Origin of the sequence: Pseudomonas sp. MIS38 (assembly GCF_019891575.1) — a bacterium.
Taxonomy (GTDB): Bacteria; Pseudomonadota; Gammaproteobacteria; order Pseudomonadales; family Pseudomonadaceae; genus Aquipseudomonas; species Aquipseudomonas putida_A.
On the sequence record NZ_JAFLXF010000011.1, the window covers coordinates 26444 to 46683 of the forward strand.

The 20240-nt window shown below is 63.7% G+C and carries 10 protein-coding genes (1 of these 10 cut by a window edge); 6 read left to right on the plus strand and 4 right to left on the minus strand.

What is annotated here, in order from left to right; genetic code table 11:
- Positions 1 to 8049: the 5' portion of a non-ribosomal peptide synthetase gene (locus J1G18_RS14295; protein WP_223007931.1), read on the minus strand. It extends 4965 nt beyond the left edge of the window; only the first 8049 of its 13014 coding nucleotides appear in the window; its start codon is at positions 8047 to 8049; its stop codon lies beyond the left edge, outside the window.
- Positions 8050 to 8230: 181 nt separating this feature from the next.
- A complete protein-coding gene (locus tag J1G18_RS14300; protein WP_223007932.1) occupies positions 8231 to 14644 on the minus strand; it encodes a non-ribosomal peptide synthetase in 6414 nt (2137 codons plus the stop codon).
- A gap of 488 nt (positions 14645 to 15132) precedes the next feature.
- Here J1G18_RS14300 and J1G18_RS14305 point away from each other — a divergent pair, with 488 nt between their 5' ends.
- From J1G18_RS14305 to J1G18_RS14320, 4 genes are all read left to right on the plus strand, one after another.
- A complete protein-coding gene (locus J1G18_RS14305; RefSeq protein WP_098968297.1) occupies positions 15133 to 15927 on the plus strand; it encodes a helix-turn-helix transcriptional regulator in 795 nt (264 codons plus the stop codon).
- A gap of 84 nt (positions 15928 to 16011) precedes the next feature.
- Entirely contained in the window at positions 16012 to 17418 is a 1407-nt protein-coding gene (gene adeC / locus J1G18_RS14310; protein ID WP_316851783.1) for an AdeC/AdeK/OprM family multidrug efflux complex outer membrane factor, read from the plus strand.
- Positions 17419 to 17574: 156 nt separating this feature from the next.
- Positions 17575 to 18180 carry an SCO family protein gene (locus tag J1G18_RS14315; RefSeq protein WP_047599796.1) on the plus strand — a complete coding sequence of 202 codons (606 nt, stop codon included), beginning with the start codon at positions 17575 to 17577 and terminating at the stop codon, positions 18178 to 18180.
- Positions 18180 to 18659: a copper chaperone PCu(A)C gene (locus J1G18_RS14320; RefSeq protein WP_027613130.1), complete on the plus strand. Its 480-nt coding sequence runs from the start codon at positions 18180 to 18182 to the stop codon at positions 18657 to 18659. Before J1G18_RS14315 ends, J1G18_RS14320 begins: the two co-directional genes overlap by 1 nt.
- 69 nt (positions 18660 to 18728) lie before the next feature.
- On the opposite strand, the gene J1G18_RS14325 is transcribed toward J1G18_RS14320, so the two are convergent.
- Positions 18729 to 19223, minus strand: a complete 495-nt coding sequence (locus J1G18_RS14325; RefSeq protein WP_098968295.1) for a hypothetical protein — start codon at positions 19221 to 19223, stop codon at positions 18729 to 18731.
- Between the two features lie 183 nt (positions 19224 to 19406).
- Between J1G18_RS14325 and J1G18_RS14330 the strand changes: the two genes are divergently transcribed.
- Both J1G18_RS14330 and J1G18_RS14335 read left to right on the plus strand, forming a co-directional pair.
- The gene (locus J1G18_RS14330) at positions 19407 to 19781 is read left to right on the plus strand and encodes a hypothetical protein (RefSeq protein ID WP_003224193.1); all 375 of its coding nucleotides are present in this window, start codon (positions 19407 to 19409) and stop codon (positions 19779 to 19781) included.
- Positions 19778 to 19975: a helix-turn-helix transcriptional regulator gene (locus J1G18_RS14335; RefSeq protein WP_098968294.1), complete on the plus strand. Its 198-nt coding sequence runs from the start codon at positions 19778 to 19780 to the stop codon at positions 19973 to 19975. The genes J1G18_RS14330 and J1G18_RS14335 overlap by 4 nt, the downstream gene beginning before the upstream one ends.
- Positions 19976 to 20014: 39 nt before the next feature.
- Here J1G18_RS14335 and J1G18_RS14340 read toward each other — a convergent pair whose 3' ends face one another.
- Positions 20015 to 20176, minus strand: coding sequence for a hypothetical protein (locus J1G18_RS14340; RefSeq protein WP_171061923.1), 162 nt, complete (start codon positions 20174 to 20176; stop codon positions 20015 to 20017).
- Positions 20177 to 20240: the final 64 nt, after the last annotated feature.

Below are 20240 nucleotides of genomic sequence, written 5' to 3' on the forward strand. Positions count from 1 at the left end.
AGTCGGGTTGAAACCGACCAGCAGGCGCTCGTATTCCTCGACCGCAAGAATCGGCAAACGGTTGAGCGCACGCTGTGGCGTCTGCTCCAGTGCGTGCACCAGATGCTCCAGCGCGGTGTGCATGTAGCCGCAGATCCGTTGCGCGCCGATCTGCGCCAACGCCAGCACGGACAGGGAAAAGTCTTCGCCGAGATCGTCGACGCTGAGGGTCAGCGGATAGTTGCTGCGCTCTTCGCCGCCAAGCAATTGCACGCCTTCCCAGATGCCCTGACCGTCATGCGGCTGCGCTTCGGCAGCGGTATGCCGGTAGTTGAGCAGTGCGCTGAACAGCGGCGCCCCGGACACCGCGCTGCAACGCTGGGCCAGCGCCAATGGCGCGTGTTCATGGGCCAGCAACGCGGTCAGCCGTGCGTGGGTAGTCTTGACCGCAGCGCGCACGCCTTCGCTGACATCCACCCGCAGCGGCAAGGTATTGATGAACACGCCGAGGGTGCGATCCGCGCCCTCACCGCCCTGCAAACGCCCCAACAGCACCGTGCCGAACACCACGTCGCGGCGGTTGGCAAGCACGCCCAGCACCTGTGCCCAGGCCAGGTGCATCAGGCTCGCCGGACTGACACCCAGCTGCCGCGCCTGTTCACGCAGGCGCAGGGTCAACCCGGCATCCACGGCTTGCTGCGCCTCCTCGATGTCGCCGCCATCGCCTTGCACATCGTGCAGGCCGAACGGCAGGGTCGGTTCATCGATATCGCCGAGCATGTCGCGGAAGAACGTTTCGTGTTCCTGCTCGCTGGCACCCAGACGCGCCTGCGCCACGTAGTTGCGATACGGCATCGGCGTGCCGAGGCTGTCGGCCTGATTGAACATGAACGCGCGCATTTCCTGGCCCACCACCTCCATGGCGGTGTGGTCGAGAATCAAGTGCTGGAAGAGGATGATCGCCACCACCCGTTGCTGCGCCGGGTCTTCGGCGTAGACGATGCGCATCAGCGGCGCCTGGCTCAGGTCGAGGCGGTTGTGCCGGGCATCGAACCGCGCGTGCAACTGTTCGAGGACGTCGCCCTGCGCCGGATCCAGCGGCACCGCTTGCACCACCAGCGGCGCCTGACGCCAGACCACTTGCTGCGGACTCGCCAGCCCTTCCCAGACCACACTGGTGCGCAGAATGTCGTGGCGCGCGATGACCTGCTGCAAGGCTTGGCTGAACGTGCGCAGGCGCTCGACGCTGTCGAAGATCAGCCGCGATTGCAGCAGGTACGGATCGCCCTGTTCGGCGCTCAGGTGGTGGTAAAGAATGCCTTCCTGCAGCGGTGCCAGCGGATAGATGTCCTGCACGTTGGCGGCCCCGCCCGGCACGGTGGCGACGATACGCTCGATGCTGGCCTGATCGAGTTCAGTCAGGCTGAGCATGTCCGGAGTGATGCGGGTGCAGCCCGGCGGAATGCGGTTGGCCGGCACCTCGATTTCGCGACCGCTGCCCACAGCGGCCGCCAATGCGGCCAGGGTCGGCTGATTGAACAGCACGCGCACGTCGGCCGCGAGGTCAATCTGGCGCATGCGTTCGATCAGGCTCACCGCCAGCAGCGAATGCCCGCCCAATTCGAAGAAGTTGTCGTGACGCCCGACCCGCTCGACTTTCAGCACGTCGATCCAGATCTGCGCCAGCGCGGTTTCCACCGCACCGTGGGGCGCTTCATATTCGCGGCTGAGCCACGCGCCCTGCTCCGGTTCCGGCAAGGCCTTGCGGTCGATTTTGCCGTTGGCGGTCAACGGCAACGCATCCAGACGTACGTAGGCCGCCGGCAGCAGCGCATCCGGCAAGCGTGCCTGTAAATGCGTGTGCAACTGCTGAATATCGACCGCCGTGCGCTCGGTGAACCACGCAATCAGCCGCCCATCGCGAACCAGCACCACCGCTTCCTGCAGTGCAACGTGACTGCCGAGCGCGGCTTCGATTTCACCGAGCTCGATACGCACGCCACGCAGTTTGACCTGATCATCGTTGCGCCCCAGGTACTCGATGTTGCCGTCGGCCAGCCAACGCGCCTGATCGCCGGTGCGGTACATGCGCGCCTGCGGCTCATCGCTGAATGGGTCGAAAAGGAACTGCGCAGCGCTCAGCTCGGGGCGATTCAAATAGCCGCGCGCCACGCCTGCCCCGCCGACATACAACTCGCCCGCCACGCCCACCGGCACCGGACGCTGCTCGGCGTCCAGCACATAGATTCTGACGTTGGCGATCGGCCGGCCGATATGCAGCGGCTGATCCAGTTCGACCGGCCCCGAGGTGGCGACCACCGTGGCTTCGGTCGGGCCATAGTTGTTGATCACTTCGAAGGTTTGCTGGCGACTGAACTGACGCAGTCGGTCGCCGCCGATCAGCAGCGTGCGCAAGGTCGGGTGCTGCAATTGCCGGCTGAACGCGTATTCGGCCACCGGCGTCGGCAAGAAGCTGACCTGCAACGGCTGCGCGCACCACCAGTCGAGCATCTCGTCGAGGTGCTCGTTGCGGATCGACGGCGGCGGCAGGTGCAAGGTCGCGCCGACACACAGTGCCGGCCAGACTTCCCAGGCCATCGCATCGAAACCGAAGCCGGCGACACTCGCGGTCTGGCTGCCGGCCTGCAAATCAAAGGCTTCAGCGTGCCAGTGCACAAGGTTTTCCAGGGTCGCATGCTCGACCATCACCCCTTTCGGTTGGCCGGTGGAGCCGGAGGTGTAGATCACGTAAGCCAGATGCTTCGGCGTCAATGCCGGCACCTGCGGATTGGCATCCGACAGGTGCTGCCAGAGGTCGTTGTCCAGATCAATGACCTGCACGCCACCGAGCAGATCGCGAGTCGATGCCTGCGCCACCACCGCCACCGGGGCGCAGTCCTGCAACAGGTAGGCGATGCGTTCCGCCGGATACGCCGGATCGACCGGCACATAACCGGCGCCGGCCTTGAGGATCGCCAGCAGCGCCACCAGCATGTCCGGGCTGCGCCGGGCACATAGGGCGACCCGGTCATCGGGCTGCACGCCAAGGCCAATCAGGTGATGTGCCAGGCGATTGGCCCGCTGATTGAGTTCGCCATAGCTCAACTGCTGCGCGCCTTGCACCGCCGCCAATGCCTCGGGGTGCGCGGCCGCCCGGGCCTCGACCAAACGCTGCACGGTTTGCGCCGGCGGGTAGTCGCGACCGGTGATGTTAAAGCCGACCAGGACCCGCTGGCGTTCGCTCGGCGACAGCACCGATATCTGCCGCAGCGACGTTGCTGGCGAGTGCTCCAGAGCGGTCAGCAAGTTGTGCAGCGCGGTTTGCAGGTAATCGCAGACCCGCGCGCCATCCACTTGCGGCACCGCCTGCACGCTCAGGCGGAAACCGGTGCCGAGGTCGTCGACGCTGACCACCAGCGGATAGTTGCTGCGCTCGCGCGAGCTGAGAATCTCGATCCCGTCCCAGGCCACGCCTGTCGGTTCCGCCGCGCTGTGGCGATAGTTGAGCAAGCTGCTGAACAGCGGCAGCGACGCGGCAACACCGCTGCAACGCTGGGCCAGCGACAGCGAGGCCTGCTCATGCGCCAGCAATTGCGCCAGACGCTCATGAGTAGCGCGCACGCCTTGCTCTACCGAGGTAGCGCCAACACTGACCCGCAACGGCAAGGTGTTGATGAACATGCCGAGTGCGCGATCGGCGCCCTCGCCGCCCTGCATGCGCCCGAGCAGCACGGTGCCGAACACCACCTCTTCGCGCCCCGAAACCTGCGCCAGCACCTGGCCCCAGGCCTGGTGCACCAGACTGGCCGCGCTGATGCCGAGGCGGCGCGCCTGCTCGCGCAAGCGCTGGGCCACGCTCGAATCCAGCGCCTGCTCGCTGTCGACAATGGTGCTGCCGTCGCCATGTACGTCCTGCACACCGAAGGCCACGGTCGGCTCGTCGATGTCGCCGAGCATGTCGCGGAAGAACGCTTCATGCGCCTCGGCATTGGCCTGTTGCTGCGCCTGCGCCACGTAGTTGCGGTACTGCACCGGCATCGGCAAATCGGCGCCGCTCGGGTACAGGCTGTCGTTCATTTCCGCCAGCAACACTTCCAGTGCGGTGTGGTCGAGCACGATGTGGTGCAGCAACAGGATGCCGACCCAGCGCTGTTGTTCACGGTCTTCGGTGTAGGCCAGACGCATCAGCGGCGCCCGGCGCAGGTCGAGGCGGTAGTGCCGTGGATCGAACCGCGCCTGCATCTGCTCCAGCACATCGCCCTCCAGCAGGTCGGCATCGACCCGTTCCAGCGCCAGCGGCGCCTCGCGCCAGACCACTTGCACTGGCTCCTCAAGCCCTTCCCAAACCACGCTGGTGCGCAGAATGTCGTGGCGCTCGATCACCGCATTCAACGCACGGACGAAAGCCTTGATCTGTGCCAGACCGGCGAAGGCGAATTGCGCCTGCAGCACGTACGGATCCCCGGCGCTGGTCGCCAGATGGTGGTAGAGAATCCCCGCCTGCAACGGCGCCAGGCCGTAAATATCCTGCACATTGCCGACGCCGCCGGGCACACTGGCGACCACGCGGTCGATGGCGGCCTGATCCAGCGTGGCCAGCGGCAGCATGTCCGGGGTGATCCGCGTGCAATCGGCGGCAATCAGATTTTCTGGAACCCGTAGGGCGTGACTGTGACTCAAGGTCGCCGCCAGCGCCGCAACGCTCGGCTGGCCGAACAGCACGCGCACGTCGCACTGCAAGTCGTGCTGGCGCATGCGTTCGATCAGTTTCACCGCCAACAGCGAATGGCCGCCGAGTTCGAAGAAATTGTCGTGCCGCCCGACCTGCTCGACACCGAGCAGGCTCTGCCAAATCCCGGCAATCAGGGTTTCGACTTCCCCCACTGGGGCTTCGAAACCGCGCCGGGCAAACGCATCGCTGTCCGGTTGCGGCAAGGCTTTGCGATCGAGCTTGCCGTTGGTGGTCAGCGGTAACGCGTCGAGGCGCACAAAGGCGCTCGGCACCATGTAGTCGGCCAGCGACAGCAGCAACTCGTCGCGCAATTGCGCGGCGCTCGGTTCAGTGCCTGCGGCGGCCAGCCAGTAGGCGACCAGACGCTTGTCACCGGGACTGTCTTCGCGGGCGATCACCAGCGCTTCGCGCACCCCGGCGCAGGCGGCGAGGCGAGCTTCGATTTCACCGAGTTCGATGCGGAAACCACGGATCTTCACTTGATCGTCGTTGCGACCGAGGTATTCGAGGCTGCCATCGGCGGTCCAGCGCGCCAGGTCACCGGTCTTGTACAGACGCGCCTCGGCACGGCCGCTGAACGGGTCGGCGATAAAGCGTTCAGCAGTCAGCGCTTCACGATTGAGGTAACCCCGGGCAACCCCGGCGCCACCGACGTACAACTCGCCGATCACGCCGGCCGGCACCGGCTCGCGCTGCGCGTCGAGCACGTACAGTTGCAGGTCGGGAATGCCCACACCGATCGGGCTGCGCCCGACCAGCAGCGCGTCCGCTGCCTGCAGTGGGCGATAGGTCACGTGCACCGTGGTTTCAGTGATGCCGTACATGTTCACCAGCCGCGTACCGGCATTGCCGACCCGCGCGTACCACGGTTTGAGCAGGCCCGGTTCCAGTGCTTCGCCGCCGAAGATCACTTCGCGCAACGAGTGCTGCAACGGGCTGCGGCCCTGCGCGGCGATCAGTTGACGGAAGGCGCTCGGGGTCTGATTGAGCACGGTGACGCCAGTGCGGCACAGCAGCGCGTAGCAGTCGTCCGGCGAGCGGCTGACCGCCTGCGGCACCAGCAACAACTGGCCGCCAAACGCCAGTGCACCCCAGATTTCCCAGACCGAGAAATCGAAAGCGAAGGAATGGAACAGCGCCCACACGTCTTGCGGGTTGAAGTTGAACCAGTCGTGGGTCGCCGAAAACAGTCGCACCACGTTGCGGTGTTCGACCATCACGCCTTTGGGCAACCCGGTGGAACCGGAGGTGTAGATCACGTAGGCGAGATGATTTGGGGTCAGCTCGGGAATCTGCGGATTGCTGCTGAGTTCAGCCTGCAACTGCAGGCTGTCCAGATCGATGATCGGCACGCCAAGCGCGCCAACCCGATCCAGCGTATCGGCCTGGGTCAGCACCGCCACCGGGGCGCTGTCCTCCAGGGTGTAAGCGATGCGCTCCAGTGGATAGGCCGGGTCGATCGGCACGTAACCGGCGCCGGCCTTGAGGATACCTAGCAGGCCGATGATCATCTGCGGGCCGCGCTCGACGCAGATCGCCACGCGCTGATCCGGACGAATCCCCCGCGCCAGCAGGTGATGCGCGAGCTGATTGGCGCGGCGGTTGAGCTCGCCGTAGCTCAGCGTCTGCTCTTCGAACAGCAGCGCTGCGGCCTCCGGGCGTGCCGCCGCGTGGGCTTCGAATTGCTGATGGATCAAAGGGGTTTCCGGGAACTGCGGCAACGGCGAGTTGACCCCGTGCAGCAGGTATTCGCGCTCGGCCGCCGGCAGAGTATTCAGGCGTTGCAGCGGTGCATCCGGGGTCGATTGCAAGGCCTGCAGCAGGCTGTGCAACGCGGTGTGCAGGTAAGCGGCGATGCGTTCGGCACCCAGCGCCGCATCCGCCAGCGCGGTGATGCGCAAGTCTTCGCCGAGGTCGTCGATGTTGATCGTCAGCGGGTAGTTCGTGCGTTCGCGGGCGCCCAGCACTTGCACGCCGGGGGCCAGTTCGCTGACCTCGGCGATCTCTTCACTGCTGCTGTGGCGATAGTTGAGGATCGCGCTGAACAACGGCGTCGGCACCGCCACTGCGCTGCAACGCTGGGCCAGGGCCAGTGAGGTCTGTTCATGGCCGAGCAACGCGGTCAGGCGTCGATGGGTGGCCAGCACCCCGGCACGCACGCCGTCCTGCCCGACATCCACGCGCAGCGGCAAGGTGTTGATGAACATCCCCAGCGCCTGTTCGCCGCCCTCGCCCGCCTCCATCCGCCCCAGCAGCACAGTGCCGAACACCACCGCCGTGCGCCCGGACAACTGCCCGAGCACCCGCGCCAGCGCCAGGTGCATCAGGCTGGCGACGCTGACGCCGAGCTGACGCGCCTGCCCGCGCAGTTGACGGCTGAAGTCGGTGTCGAGCATCAGCAAGGCTTCTTCGATGCCTTGGCCATCGCCCTGCACATCCTGCAAACCACAGGGCAAGGTCGGCTCGTCGATGTCGGCAAGCATCTCGCGGAAAAACGCTTCGTGCACCTGCTCGTCCAGACGCAGGCGGGCCTTGGCCAGGTGATCGCGGTATGGCACCGGCGGCCCGACCTGCGCGGTCTGGCCCAGCAGATGCGCGCGGGTTTCACGGCGCACCACGTCGAGCGCGACGTGGTCCATGATCAGGTGATGGAACAGCAACAGCGCGACCACGCGCCCGTTGGCCGGATCCATGGCGTACACCAGTCGCAGCAGCGGCGCCCGCTGGATGTCGAGGCGGAAGAACCGTGGGTCGTGGCGCTCCAGCAATTGCGTCAGGACATCCGCGCCCGGGTCGAGGGCGATTTCTTCGCAGTGCAGACGAGCCTGCCGCTGCACCACTTGCAGCGGTTCGTCCAGGCGTTCCCAGACGAACGAGGTGCGCAGAATGTCGTGGCGTTCGATCATCCATTGCAGCGCCTCGGCGAAAGCCTCCAGCCGTTCGCGGCTGTCGAAGGCGAATCGCGCTTGCGACACGTAGGGGTCACCGGCGGGCGCCGACAGGTGCAGATAGAGCATGCCTTCCTGCAGCGGCGCCAGCGGGTAAATGTCCTGCAGGTTGGCGGCGCCGCCGGGTACTTTGGCGACCAGGCGATCGATGGTCGGCTGATCCAGAGTCACCAGCGGCAGCATGTCCGGGGTGATGCGAAACGCCGGGCTCAGCCAGTCGCCACCGTTTTGCGCGACCAGTTCCAGCAACTGCGCCTTGTGTTCGCTGAGGCTGTCCCACAACGCATCGTCCAGCGCGTCGTCGCTGCCCAGAATGACCAGGTCTTCATCTTCCTGTTGAAGGCGGATCGCATGGGTGGAAAGAACAGCCATCAGTTCGCTGAAATGCATGGGATAACCTGCTGTAAATACGAGAAAAAGGAGCGCGCAGCCGCGAGTCCGTGCCTGCTGTGCGCAGCCTGGAAAAACTAAAACATCGGGGCTTGCGGGGCTGACATGGGAAGCGGGGACAAGCCGCCGGCTCGGCCGCCGCAATCCCCCACAGGGTTTGGTTTACACAATCAATTCCGGGCTAGAGCCGGCGTTTGCGATTGAGGCTCGGGATGGTGGTTTGCGGGATCAACACTTGCTGCGCCTCGGGTGTGGTGCTGAGCGCCAGTGCCGCCAGCGTCGGCTGGCTGAACAGCGCCCGGGCGTCGGTGTGCAGGCCGCTCTGACGCATGCGCGCCACCAGACTCACCGCCAGCAACGAATGCCCACCGAGTTCGAAGAAGTTGTCGTGACGACCGACCTGTTCGACGCCAAGCACCTCGCTCCAGATCTGCGCCAGCGCGGTTTCGACTTCACCCTCGGGTGCCACGTATGGGCGATTGATGACTGCGTCGGCTCCCGGCTCCGGCAAGGCTTTACGATCGATCTTGTCGTTTGGCGTCAGTGGCAAAGCGTCGAGCAGCACAAACGCGCCCGGCACCATGTACTCCGGCAAACGCTCCAACACATGCGCGCGCAAGGCCTCCAGACTGGGTGCTTCTACACCCGAGCGAACGGTGTACCAGGCCACCAGACGCTCATCGCGGACCATCACTACCGCTTGGCGAATTGCCGGATGTTCGATCAGCCGCGCCTCGATTTCCCCCGGCTCCAGACGCAAGCCACGCAGCTTGATCTGGAAGTCATTGCGGCCGAGGAATTCAAGTTCCCCGTGGTGGTTGTAGCGCGCCAGATCGCCAGTGCGGTACAGGCGATCCCCCGGCACAAACGGGCTGTCGATGAAGCGCTCGGCCTGCATCTCCGGCAAGCCGTGATAACCACGCGCCACACCGACGCCGCCGATATGCAACTCTCCGCTGACGCCTTGCGGCACCGGTTGACCATACGCATCAAGCACGTACAGGCGGGTGTTGCTCAAGGCTGTGCCGATCGGCACCACGTTGTCCGGCACCGGCATTTCCGGGTCCAGCGTCCAGCCCGTGCTGTCCACCGTGGTTTCAGTCGGCCCGTAAACGTTATGCAACCGCACCCACGGCAGGCGATCGCGCACCTGGCGCGCCAGCGCTGCACTGAGTTCGCCGCCACCGTTGAGCACATCGGTCAGGCTGGTGCACTGTTCGACACCGTCCTGCTCAATGAACTGCTGCAGTAACGCAGGAACGAATTTGACTACGGTGACCTGATGCTCGCGAATGGTCTGCACCACATAGGCCGAATCGCGGTTGCCGTCCGGTCGCGCCAGTACCAGACGCATCCCCGAACACAGCGGCCAGAAGATCTCCCACACCGAGCTGTCGAAGCTGAACGGCGCTTTTTGCAGGAGCGCACCGTGCCCGGTCGGCGGACTGAGCTGCGAACCCCAATGCACCATGTTGCAGGCACTGCGATGCTCGATCATCACGCCTTTGGGCAACCCGGTGGAGCCCGAGGTGTAGATCATGTAAGCGAGATTCGAAGCATTCAGGCCAGGCACCTGCGGATTTCCTGACGGCTGCTGCTCCCAACTGCCGTGATCCAGATTGATCAGCGGCACACTCGGTTCGCCGAGCAATTGCCGCGTGGCGCCATGCACCAGCAGTGCGACCGGCGCGCTGTTCTGCAACATGTAATTCAGGCGCTCCAGCGGATAGTCCGGGTCCAGCGGCACATAAGCACCACCGGCCTTGAGGATGCCGAGCAAACCAACGATCAGATCCAGTCCGCGCTCGACGCAGATTGCTACGCGCGAGTCCGGTTGCACGCCGAGTTCACGCAGGTGATGGGCCAGACGATTGGCGCGCTGATTGAGCTCAAGGTAAGTCAGGGTTCCCTGCGCGGATTGCAGCGCGATGGCGTCCGGCTTACGCCGCACCTGTGCTTCGAACAACGCGTGCAGTGGCTGGTCCAGCGGACAATCGACCTCGGTGGCGTTGAACGTGATCAGCAAACGTTGCAACTCCTCGGCTTGCAGGATCGGCAAGCGGTTCAACAGTTGTTGCGGAGTCTGCTCCAAGGCCTGTACCAGGCCGCTCAACGCCGCTTGCATGTAACCGCAAATCCGTTGCGCGCCAATCTGCGCCACAGCCCTGCCGGTCAGGCGCAAGCCGTTGCCAAAATCATCCACGCTCATGGTCAGCGGGTAATTGGTGCGCTCCTCGTTGGCCAGGGTTTCGATGCCTTTCCAGGCATGGCTGGACGGCTCCAGCAGTTCGGACTCGTCACTGTGCCGATAATTGAGCAGCGCGCTGAACAACGGTGACGGCGAGGCGACGCCGCTGCAGCGCTGGGCCAGTGCCAGCGACGCGTGCTCATGCCCGAGCAGCGCGGTCAGCCGCGCATGGGTGGCGCGCACGGCGTCGCGCACCCCGGCATCGACATCGATGCGCAACGGCAAGCTGTTGATGAACACGCCCAAGGCCCGGTCGGCGCCCTCGCCGCCTTGCATACGCCCCATCAGCACCGTACCGAACACCACACGCTGTTGGCCCGACGTCGCCGCCAGCACCCGCGCCCAGGCCAGATGAATCAGGCTCGCCACACTGACCCCGGCCTGTCGCGCCTGGGTGCGCAGACGCTGATAGACGTCAGCCGGCAACGCCTGCTGCGCTTCGTCGATGCCGCGTCCGTCGCCCTGCACTTCCTGCAGGCCGAATGGCAGGGTCGGCTCGTCGACGTCCGCCAGTTGCGCGCGGAAAAACACTTCGTGTTCCTGCTCCGTGACACCCAGCCGCGTCTGCGCCACGTAATTGCGATACGGCACCGGCGGCGCCAGCGCCACGACCTGCCCCGACAGACTGGCCCGCATTTCGCTGCGCATCACTTCGAGGGCGATGTGATCCATCGCCAAGTGATGGAACAGCAGAATCCCCACCACCCGATCCAGCGCCGGATCACGGGCATACACCAGGCGCATCAGCGGCGCCTGGCTAACGTCGAGGCGATAACGCCGGGCACTGAAGCGCTGGTGCAACTGGTCGATGATCGGGCCGTCGGCCGGGTCCAGCTCGACCTCCTGCAACGGCAGAATTGCCGCGCGCCACACCACCTGCACCGGGGTGTTCAGGCCTTCCCAGAGCACCGAAGTGCGCAGAATGTCGTGGCGCGCCATGACCTCGCGCAGTGCAGCGGCGAAAGCCTCGACGCGCTCAAGACTGTCGAACGCCAGTTGCGATTGCAGCAGGTACGGATCGCCCTGCTCAGCGGTGATGTGGTGGTAGAGAATGCCTTCCTGCAGCGGTGCCAACGGATAAATATCCTGCACGTTAGCCGCGCCGCCCGGCACCGTGGCGACGATCCGTTCGATGTCCGCCTGCTGCAGTTGCACCAGCGGCAGCATTGCCGGAGTGATATGGGTGCAATCGGCGGCGATGCGGTTGGCCGGCACTTCGATCTCCCGACCGCTGCCGACCGAAGCCGCCAGCGCCGCCAGGGTCGGCTGACTGAACAGCACGCGCACGTCGCTGCTCAGATCGAGCTGACGCATGCGCTCGATCAGAATCACCGCCAGCAACGAATGCCCGCCGAGTTCGAAGAAGTGATCGTGACGCCCGACCCGCTCGACTTGCAGGACTTCGGCCCAGATCTGCGCCAGGGCGATTTCGACCTCACCCTGCGGCGCCTCGTATTCGCGGCGGATCAGATCGTCCGGCCCGGGCGCCGGCAGTGCCTTGCGATCGACCTTGCCGTTGGCGGTCAGCGGCAGCGCCGTAAGACGCACGTAGGCGCTCGGCAGCATGGCGCTGCTCAGGCGGGTTTTCAGCTGCGCGTGCAGCTCATTGATGTCCAGCGGCGCCTGCTCGGTGAACCACGCCAGCAATTGCCCGTCGCGCACCAGCACCACCGCTTCGCGCACCGCCGAATGGCTGGCGAGTGCGCTCTCGATCTCCCCCGGCTCGATCCGGATGCCACGGATTTTCACCTGATCATCGTTGCGCCCCAGATACTCCAGATTGCCGTCGGCGCGCCAGCGCGCGAGGTCGCCGGTGCGGTACAGGCGCGCGCCCGGTTCAGCACTGAACGGATCACGCAGGAAGCGTTCGGCGCTCAGCTCTGCGCGGTTCAGGTAACCGCGCGCCACCCCGGCCCCCCCGACGTACAACTCGCCCGTCACGCCCAGCGGCACCGGTTGCTGCTGCTCGTCGAGCAGATACACCGTGGCGTTGCTCACCGGTTTGCCGATGTGCAGCGCCTGCCCGGCGTCGATGCGTCCCGAGGTCGCCACCACCGTGGCTTCGGTCGGGCCATAGTTGTTGATCACTTCGAACGATGGCTGACGCGGGAACTGGCGCAGGCGGTCGCCACCGATCAGCAACGTGCGCAACGTCGGGTGATCGAGCTGGCGGCTGAACGCGTATTCGGCGATCGGCGTCGGCAAGAAGCTCACGTCCAGCGGCTGCGCACGCCACCAGTCGAGCAGCGCATCGATGTCTTCGCTGCCCTCGCTGGCCGGCGCCAGGTGCAGGGTCGCGCCCACGCACAGCGCTGGCCAGACTTCCCAGGCCATCGCATCGAAACCGAAACCGGCCAGGCTTGAGGTATGGCTGCCGGCATGCAGGTCGAAGACATCAGCGTGCCAATCGACCAGATTGCACAGGGTGCGGTGCTCGACCATCACCCCCTTGGGCAGGCCGGTGGAGCCGGAGGTGTAAATCACATAAGCGAGGTTGGCCGGGGTCAGCCCCGGCACCTTCGGCGCGTCGACCCGGCCAGCCGACCAACTCGGCTGATCCAGCTCGATCACCGGCACCGACAACGCCGGCAAATGCCCGCGCAGCGCGCGCTGGGTCAGCACCGCGATGGGCGCGCTGTCCTCCAGCAGATAGCTCAGGCGCTCGGCTGGATGCGCCGGATCCAGCGGTACATACGCGGCGCCAGCCTTGAGGATCGCCAACAGCCCGACCAGCGTGTCGAGCCCGCGCCGGGCAACGATCGCCACCCGGTCATCCGGGCGCACCCCGAGATCGAGCAGATGATGAGCCAGCGCGTTGGCGCGTTGATTGAGTTCGGCATAGGTCAGGCTTTGCCCCTGATCAACCGCCGCCAGCGACTGCGGCCGTAGCGTCGCCTGCGCTTCGACACGCTGCTGAATGGTGGTCGGAGCCGGGTAGTCCACCCGCGTGGCATTCCACTGTTGCAGCAGCGCGGTTTCTTCCGGCGTGCTCAGATCGAAATCCGCCACCGCCAGATTCACCGCTTCCAGCCCCTGCTCCAGAATCAGCAACCAGCGCTCAGCCAGTGCCTTGACTTCATCGGCGCTGAAATACGCCTCGCTGTAGATCAGATACAGCCGTGCGTCGTCATTGGCCAGATTGCTCAGCAAGTGCACCGCCAGCGGTGTGGCCTCCTCGACGTTCGAGGCCTTGATGATCCGTCCCGACGCCTCGCCGTAGCGATAATCGTGAGTGCCCTGCTCGTAGGAAACAGTGACTTCGAACAGCTGCGAGCGCTCCTCCCGCAGCAGGCCAAGGGCGCGGTTCATCTCACTCACGGGAAAACGCTGATGGCGGAAATCCGTGCGCAGTTCATCACGGATCGCTCTGACCAGTTCAGCGAACGTGCAGTGGCGACCGAAGCCCATGCGCACCGCACTGACCTGGGCGAACAGCCCAAGCGTGGATTTGAAGCGCGCGCCGGAGCGGTTGAGAATCGGCAATCCAACCACCCATTCGTCACGTTGTGCGGTGCGGCTGAAGTAGACATGCAGCGCCGCCAGCAACACATGGAACGCCGACGCGCCGAACGCTCGGGCCACCTGCTGCATGCGCTCGTGCAGCAATGCCGGCAAGGGCTGCGCGTAGACCTGCGTCTGAGCGGTCTGGCCGGCCAGACTCTGCTGATGCCGTGGCAGCAACAGCGGCTCGGGCAATTGTCGGTACTTGTCCAGCCAGTAGGCGCGATCCTGCGCATAACGCGGCGACGCTTGATAGCGCGCATTGTCCTCGATGAAGTCGATGTACGACGGCGCCGCGACCGGTGTCGGTTGGCCGTGCGCCAGCGCGTTGTAGATCTCGTCCAGCGACTTGAACATTTCGCCGAAGCCCCAGCCATCGACGATCAAGTGATGCGCCTGCACGGACAGCCAGTGTCGCTGGTCATTGAGACGGATCAACAGAAAGCGCAACAGGCAGCCGCCGTCCAGCACAAAGGGTTGATCGATGCGTGCTTGCACCAATGCCCGCGCCGCCGATTCCGGGTCGCTGTGCGCCGACACATCGTCGATCGGCATCGGCACCGCTACTGACCGGGCGAACTGCTGCAAAGGCAGGCCATCGGCGCCAGCGCCCGGCAGCAGAATCGTGCGCAGCGCGTCATGCCGGGCTACCAGTGCTTCCAGCGCAGCCTGCATCCGCGCCGGATCCAGCGGCCCGCTGAGGTCCAGGTAGCCGCCGATGTTGTACAGCGGCGAATCCCCGCGACTCAGCTGATCCAGCCAGATATCCAGCTGCGCAGCGGTCAGCGGATACGTCTGGAGCGATGCGGACGGCGTGGCCACCGCAGGGGCAGAAATAGGCGGCATAAGATCCTTCTCATGTGATTTTGCGCCTATTCAAGCATCGGCCCCGATGCCGACATGACACGTAAAACCCGGACAACCCCGCCCCGGGCGCTGGCCTGTCAGCGCTTGTAGCCCCTGATTGGGTGGGAACCCACTAAAAGTTCGGAGAGGAAAGACTGAAAATTCTGTAGGAAAAATGCCACACACCAGCGCTGCCATCGACCTGCGTTGTGACCTCAAAAAAACGCAACTGCCCCGGTTTTCAAGGTCTTGACGTGACCAAACAGTCACGCGATGTGCAACACCTGTCGCAAACGGCGTCAGAAGCCCGGCGCCAACTTTCAGAAATGATGGCACTTTGTGTCCCTGTTTTCCCCTACAGACGTAGGACAAATCCATAGGCTTAAATCCCGCCCCAGATCAGTTTCAAGGAGAGACGATTGCGTGGGCGGCTTTTGCATAAACAGCGGACGACTCGGTGATGACTCGGAACCAGGGATGACAAGGATATGAATCTGACCGGCAGCATTCGCAACATGGAAAACCCGCATTTCTACTGGCAACTGGGGGAACTGATTGCCAGCACCGGCGACGATCATTTCGCCAGCAACCTGTTCCAGTTGGTCGACACCCTGGTGCCGGTCAATCGCGTCGATCTCAGTGAGTGGACGCTGGACGAACGTCAGGCCAGCGTGGTCGAGATCAAGGCGCTGGGCAGCGCCGGACTGCCGCAGACCTTCCCGCCACCGGACCCGTTGAAAAGTCCGGACGATCATCCGTTGTTGCAGAAGATGATCGAGATGAATGATTCCCTGCTGATTCAACTCAAAGCGTCGCTCCAGCCGCAACATCCGCAGCACAGCGTGCACCAGTGCAATCTGGTGTCCCGCACCTCTAATCGCCGCTGTGTCATCTCGTTCTACCGACCGCATACGCAACGAGTGTTTTCCTTGCCGGAGCTGTCGTTTCTTAAAAGCCTGTCCGACACGCTGTTGCCGCTGATCGAACGGCACGCGCAGCTCAGTCGGCAGATTGTCGCCAAACAGCCGCGCCTGCCCTTGGCCGATCTGGAGCAGGCGCCGTTGCAGCAGGTGTTCGACGAACGCCTGGCGCTGGGTGGCATCGTGCTGTCGGCGCGGGAAAAGGAAGTCTGCCTGGGTCTGCTGACCGGCGGTACCGTGCCGCAACTGGCCGAGAAGCTGCGGGTCAAGAGCAGTTCGGTCGAGACCTACCTCAAACGGGCGACCGCCAAACTGGGGGTCAGCGGACGGCACGGTCTGGCGCGCTGGATGGCTGGGGCATAACCGCGCGGCCGTGGTTCAACGGTGTTTGATGATGGTGTGGGGACGCAGTGCCCGGCACGTGTTTTTTCTGCATGAGAGCGTTCGATGCTGCGCATTTCCCTGCTGTCCCTCGCCGCCCTGCTGGCCGGTTGTTCGTTGATTCCCGAGTACCAGCGCCCTGCCTCACCGAGCGCGGCGCAGTATCCGCAAGGCGCGGTTTACCCGGCACCGAAACCCGCCGCAGCGCGCACTGAAGACTGGCGCACGCTGTTCAACGACCCGGCGCTGCAACAGTTGATTGAAAGCGCGCTGGTGAACAATCGCGACCTGCGGGTCGCGGCGCTGAACGTCGAGGCGTTCCAGGCGCAGTATCGGATCCAGCGCGCCGATCTGCTGCCGGCGGTATCGGCCAATGCCAGCGAGTCGCGCCAGCGCATGCCGCCCAGCGTGACCCGCAGCAAAGCCATGATCAATTCGACCTATGCGGTGAATCTGGGCGTCAGTGCCTATGAACTGGATTTTTTCGGCCGAGTGCGCAGCCTCAGCGAGCAGGCGCTGCAAACCTGGCTGGCGACCGAACAGGCGCGGCGCAGTGCCGAGCTGAGTCTGGTGGCCAATGTCGCCAATGCCTACCTGACCTGGCGCGCCGATCAGGAGTTGCTCGAACTGACGCGCCAGACCCTGGCCTCCGATCAGCAAAGCCTGCGCCTGACCACGCGCAACCGTGAGGCCGGCAAGTCTTCGGCGCTGGAACAGGCGCAGGCGCAAACCAGCGTCGACAGTTCGCGAGCCAATCTGGCGCGATACAAACGTCAGGTGGCGCAGGATCTCAACAGCCTGACACTGCTGGTTGGCGCGCCAGTCCCCGAGCAACTGCCGGCGCAACCACTGGCCAACGATCTGGTTCAGCAATTGCCGGCCGGGTTGCCGTCGGACCTGCTGCAACGGCGCCCGGACATTCTGCAGGCCGAGTACAAACTGAAAGCGGCCAACGCCAATATCGGTGCAGCGCGCGCGGCGTTTTTCCCCAGTGTCAGCCTGACCGCCAGCGCCGGCACCTCCAGCCGCGATCTGTCCGGCCTGTTCAGCGCCGGCTCCGGGGCGTGGACGTTCCAGCCGCAAATCAACTTGCCGATTTTCAACGCCGGCAGCCTGCGCGCGAGTCTGGATTATTCGAAATTGCAGAAAGACGTCGCGGTCGCCGAATACGAGAAATCGATTCAAACCGCGTTTCAGGAAGTTGCCGACGGCCTGGCGGCGCGCAGCACTTATCAGCAGCAATTGCAGGCACAACGCGATCTGGTGCAGGCGACTCAGGACTATTACAACCTGGCGCAACACCGTTATCAGAATGGCGTCGACAGCAGCCTGACGTTTCTCGATGCACAGCGTTCGCTGTTCAGTTCACAGCAGGGGCTGATCACTGATCGTCTTGCGCAGCTGGTTGCCGAAGTCAACCTGTACACCGCGCTGGGCGGCGGCTGGCAGGCCAATGAGGCCCGGGTTCAGTAGCCCCTCGTCACTTTTTCTTACACCTTTTGTCGCCCGATCCGACGCCGCGCGGCGATCCGTGGCCGGCGTCTGCCGTCAGTTTGGTATCATGCGCCGCTTTTACGGTTAACCCCCCGCCAGTCCTGCCGACTGACGGGCTGCAAAAGGCGGTATTAGATGACGGCTTTGTTGACTCGCCGCAAGGTGCTTGCGGGAATGGGCGTGCTGGGCCTGGGCCTGCTCGCCGGCTGCGACACCCGTGGCCAACTGTCGTACAAGTACGGCAAGGACCTGAGTGACAAGATCCTCGGACGCACCTTCAAGCTGAAGAACACCGACGGCGAAACCATGACGCTGTCGAGCTTTCGCGGGATGATGCCGATGATCTTCTTCGGCTTCACCCAATGCCCGGCGGTGTGCCCGACCACCCTCGCCCGCGCCGCGCAAATCAAGAAGCTGATGGGCAAGGACGGCGACCGTCTGCAGGTGATCTTCATCACCCTCGACCCGGAACGCGACACGCCGCAGATCCTCGACGCCTACGTCAAAGCCTTCGACCCGAGCTTCGTCGCACTGTACGGCACGCTGGAAGAAACCCAGGCCACCGCCAAGGAATTCGACGTGTTCTTCGAGAAGGTGCCGGCCGGCGACACCTATACGATCTCCCACACGTCCACCAGTTACGTCTACGACTCGCGTGGCCAGTTGCGCATGGGTCTGTCTGTATCGCTTTCGGCACAAGAGTGCACGGAAGATTTGCTCACCGTTATGGAGGTCTGCTGATGCACCCCGTTTTGAACAACATCAAACGCGCCGTTTTCGCCCTGTCCCTGCTGGGCCTGGCGTTTCAAGCCTCGGCTCAGACCAAGGTCGATGATGCCTGGGTGCGTGCGACCGTGCCGACCCAATCGGCCAGCGGCGCGTTCATGACCGTCACCGCTGACAGCGACAGCAAACTGCTGAGCGTGGCCTCGCCAGTGGCCAAGGATGTGCAGATCCACGAAATGTCGATGAAGAACGACGTGATGAGCATGGGCCCGGTCAAATCGGTCGACCTGCCAGCCGGCAAAGCCGTCACCTTCGACCCGAACGGCTACCACGTGATGCTGATGGGCCTGACCGGCCAGCTCAAGGAAGGCGAAAGCGTACCGCTGACCCTGACCGTGGAAAACGCCAAGGGCGAGAAAGAAACCGTCGAAGTCAAAGCCGAAGTGCGTGCGCTGACGCACATGGAAGGCCACGATCACAGCAAGATGCATTGATCTGACTTGGCGGTAATAAAAAGGGGCGGCCTGATTGATGATCAGGTCGCCCCTTTTTTATCGCGCATGTCAGCCGCGCTTGCGGGCCAGTGCATTGCGCACGCTTTCTCTCGACATCCCCGAGCGCGATGCCGCCGCAGTTTTCTCCACGGGCGCCGCCGCCAACTGCTGCTTGCGCTTCAACACCTGACTCCAGCGATAACCGAGATAACCGGCCGCCGCGAAGAATCCCAGCCAACCAGTGATCAGGTTGACCACCGTCCACAGCCCAAGGGTGATCAGTACGGTTTTCCAGGTGAACAGCTTCAGGTTGTTGTCGACGGGCACCGTTTCAACCGGTGCCTGCTGCGCCACTGGAATCTGCTGCACTCCATCCAGATCAAAGCGCAATGAGAAGTCCGCCCCCGGCACCTGGACATTTATCTGATTGCCTTCAGCGGTATGCACCCGCACTTCTCCATTGACGACCGACACCGAGCTGAAACTGATCTGGGTTTCGTGATGAATCTCGCCGTTGACTAAGGTCACGACCGTTCGTTGTTCGCCATTGGGGGTGTCGCGCATGTCGATTCCTTGAGAACTCCACGTCGGACGACGTGCGAAGGGAAAATCCGTTGGGCTCGAATGCTACTGAGTGGCCATCAGGCTGTCCAGAAACAACCCGGTCGAGGTTTATGGAAAGCTTGCTTTACATAAGGAAAAATTTTAGCAAGTATGTAAAGGGTCTTTTACACAGGAAGTTGAAGAATGAACCGGTACTACCTTGAAATGGGCGCGGCGTTGATCCTCTATATGCTGGTGTTGACGGCCTCAGTGATCGCTACGCAATACCTGACGGATGCCAACATGATTCTGCGTTCAGCCGTCGCGCTGACACCGATTATCCCGGCAGGATTGATGTGCTGGAGCATCGTGCGCAACATGCGGCGCATGGACGAAATGCATCTGCGTATACAGTTCGAAGCGCTGGGATTTGCCTTCGCCGCCTCAGCGCTGCTGACCTTCAGTTACGGTTTTCTGGAAAACGTCGGCGCCCCACACATACCGTGGACTTGCGTGTGGCCTGTGATGGGCGCCATGTGGATTCTCGGCCTGCAAATCGCGCGACGTCGCTACCAATGAAAAATCGCCTCAAGGCACTCCGCGCCGAGCGCAACTGGTCGCAGGTCGATCTGGCTGAACGCCTCAAGGTGTCGCGCCAGACGATCAACGCCATCGAAAACGAGCGTTATGACCCTAGCCTGCCACTGGCGTTTCAGATTGCCCGGGCGTTCGAGTTACCGATTGAAAGCATCTTCGACGACGGTTTGGACTGATCGCCGAATTGGCTGACGGTGGGCGATGCCTCAGAGTTGTCAGCTGCCGGCATCGCCATGCACTTCTTCGATTCCAGCTGCCGTCGTGGTGTGGCTTTCATACAGTGCGGGCGACTTCCTTAAACAGCCTGAAACAATAAATCTGCCGTCGATAGCAGCGCGCCCATTCGCCGCTATCGAGCTGACACGAACGCCGGTCATGGCTTCAGGCCCTTTACCGCGCTTGCGAGAGCAGATCAGCCGCGTGTTTAAAAGGGCGATCAGA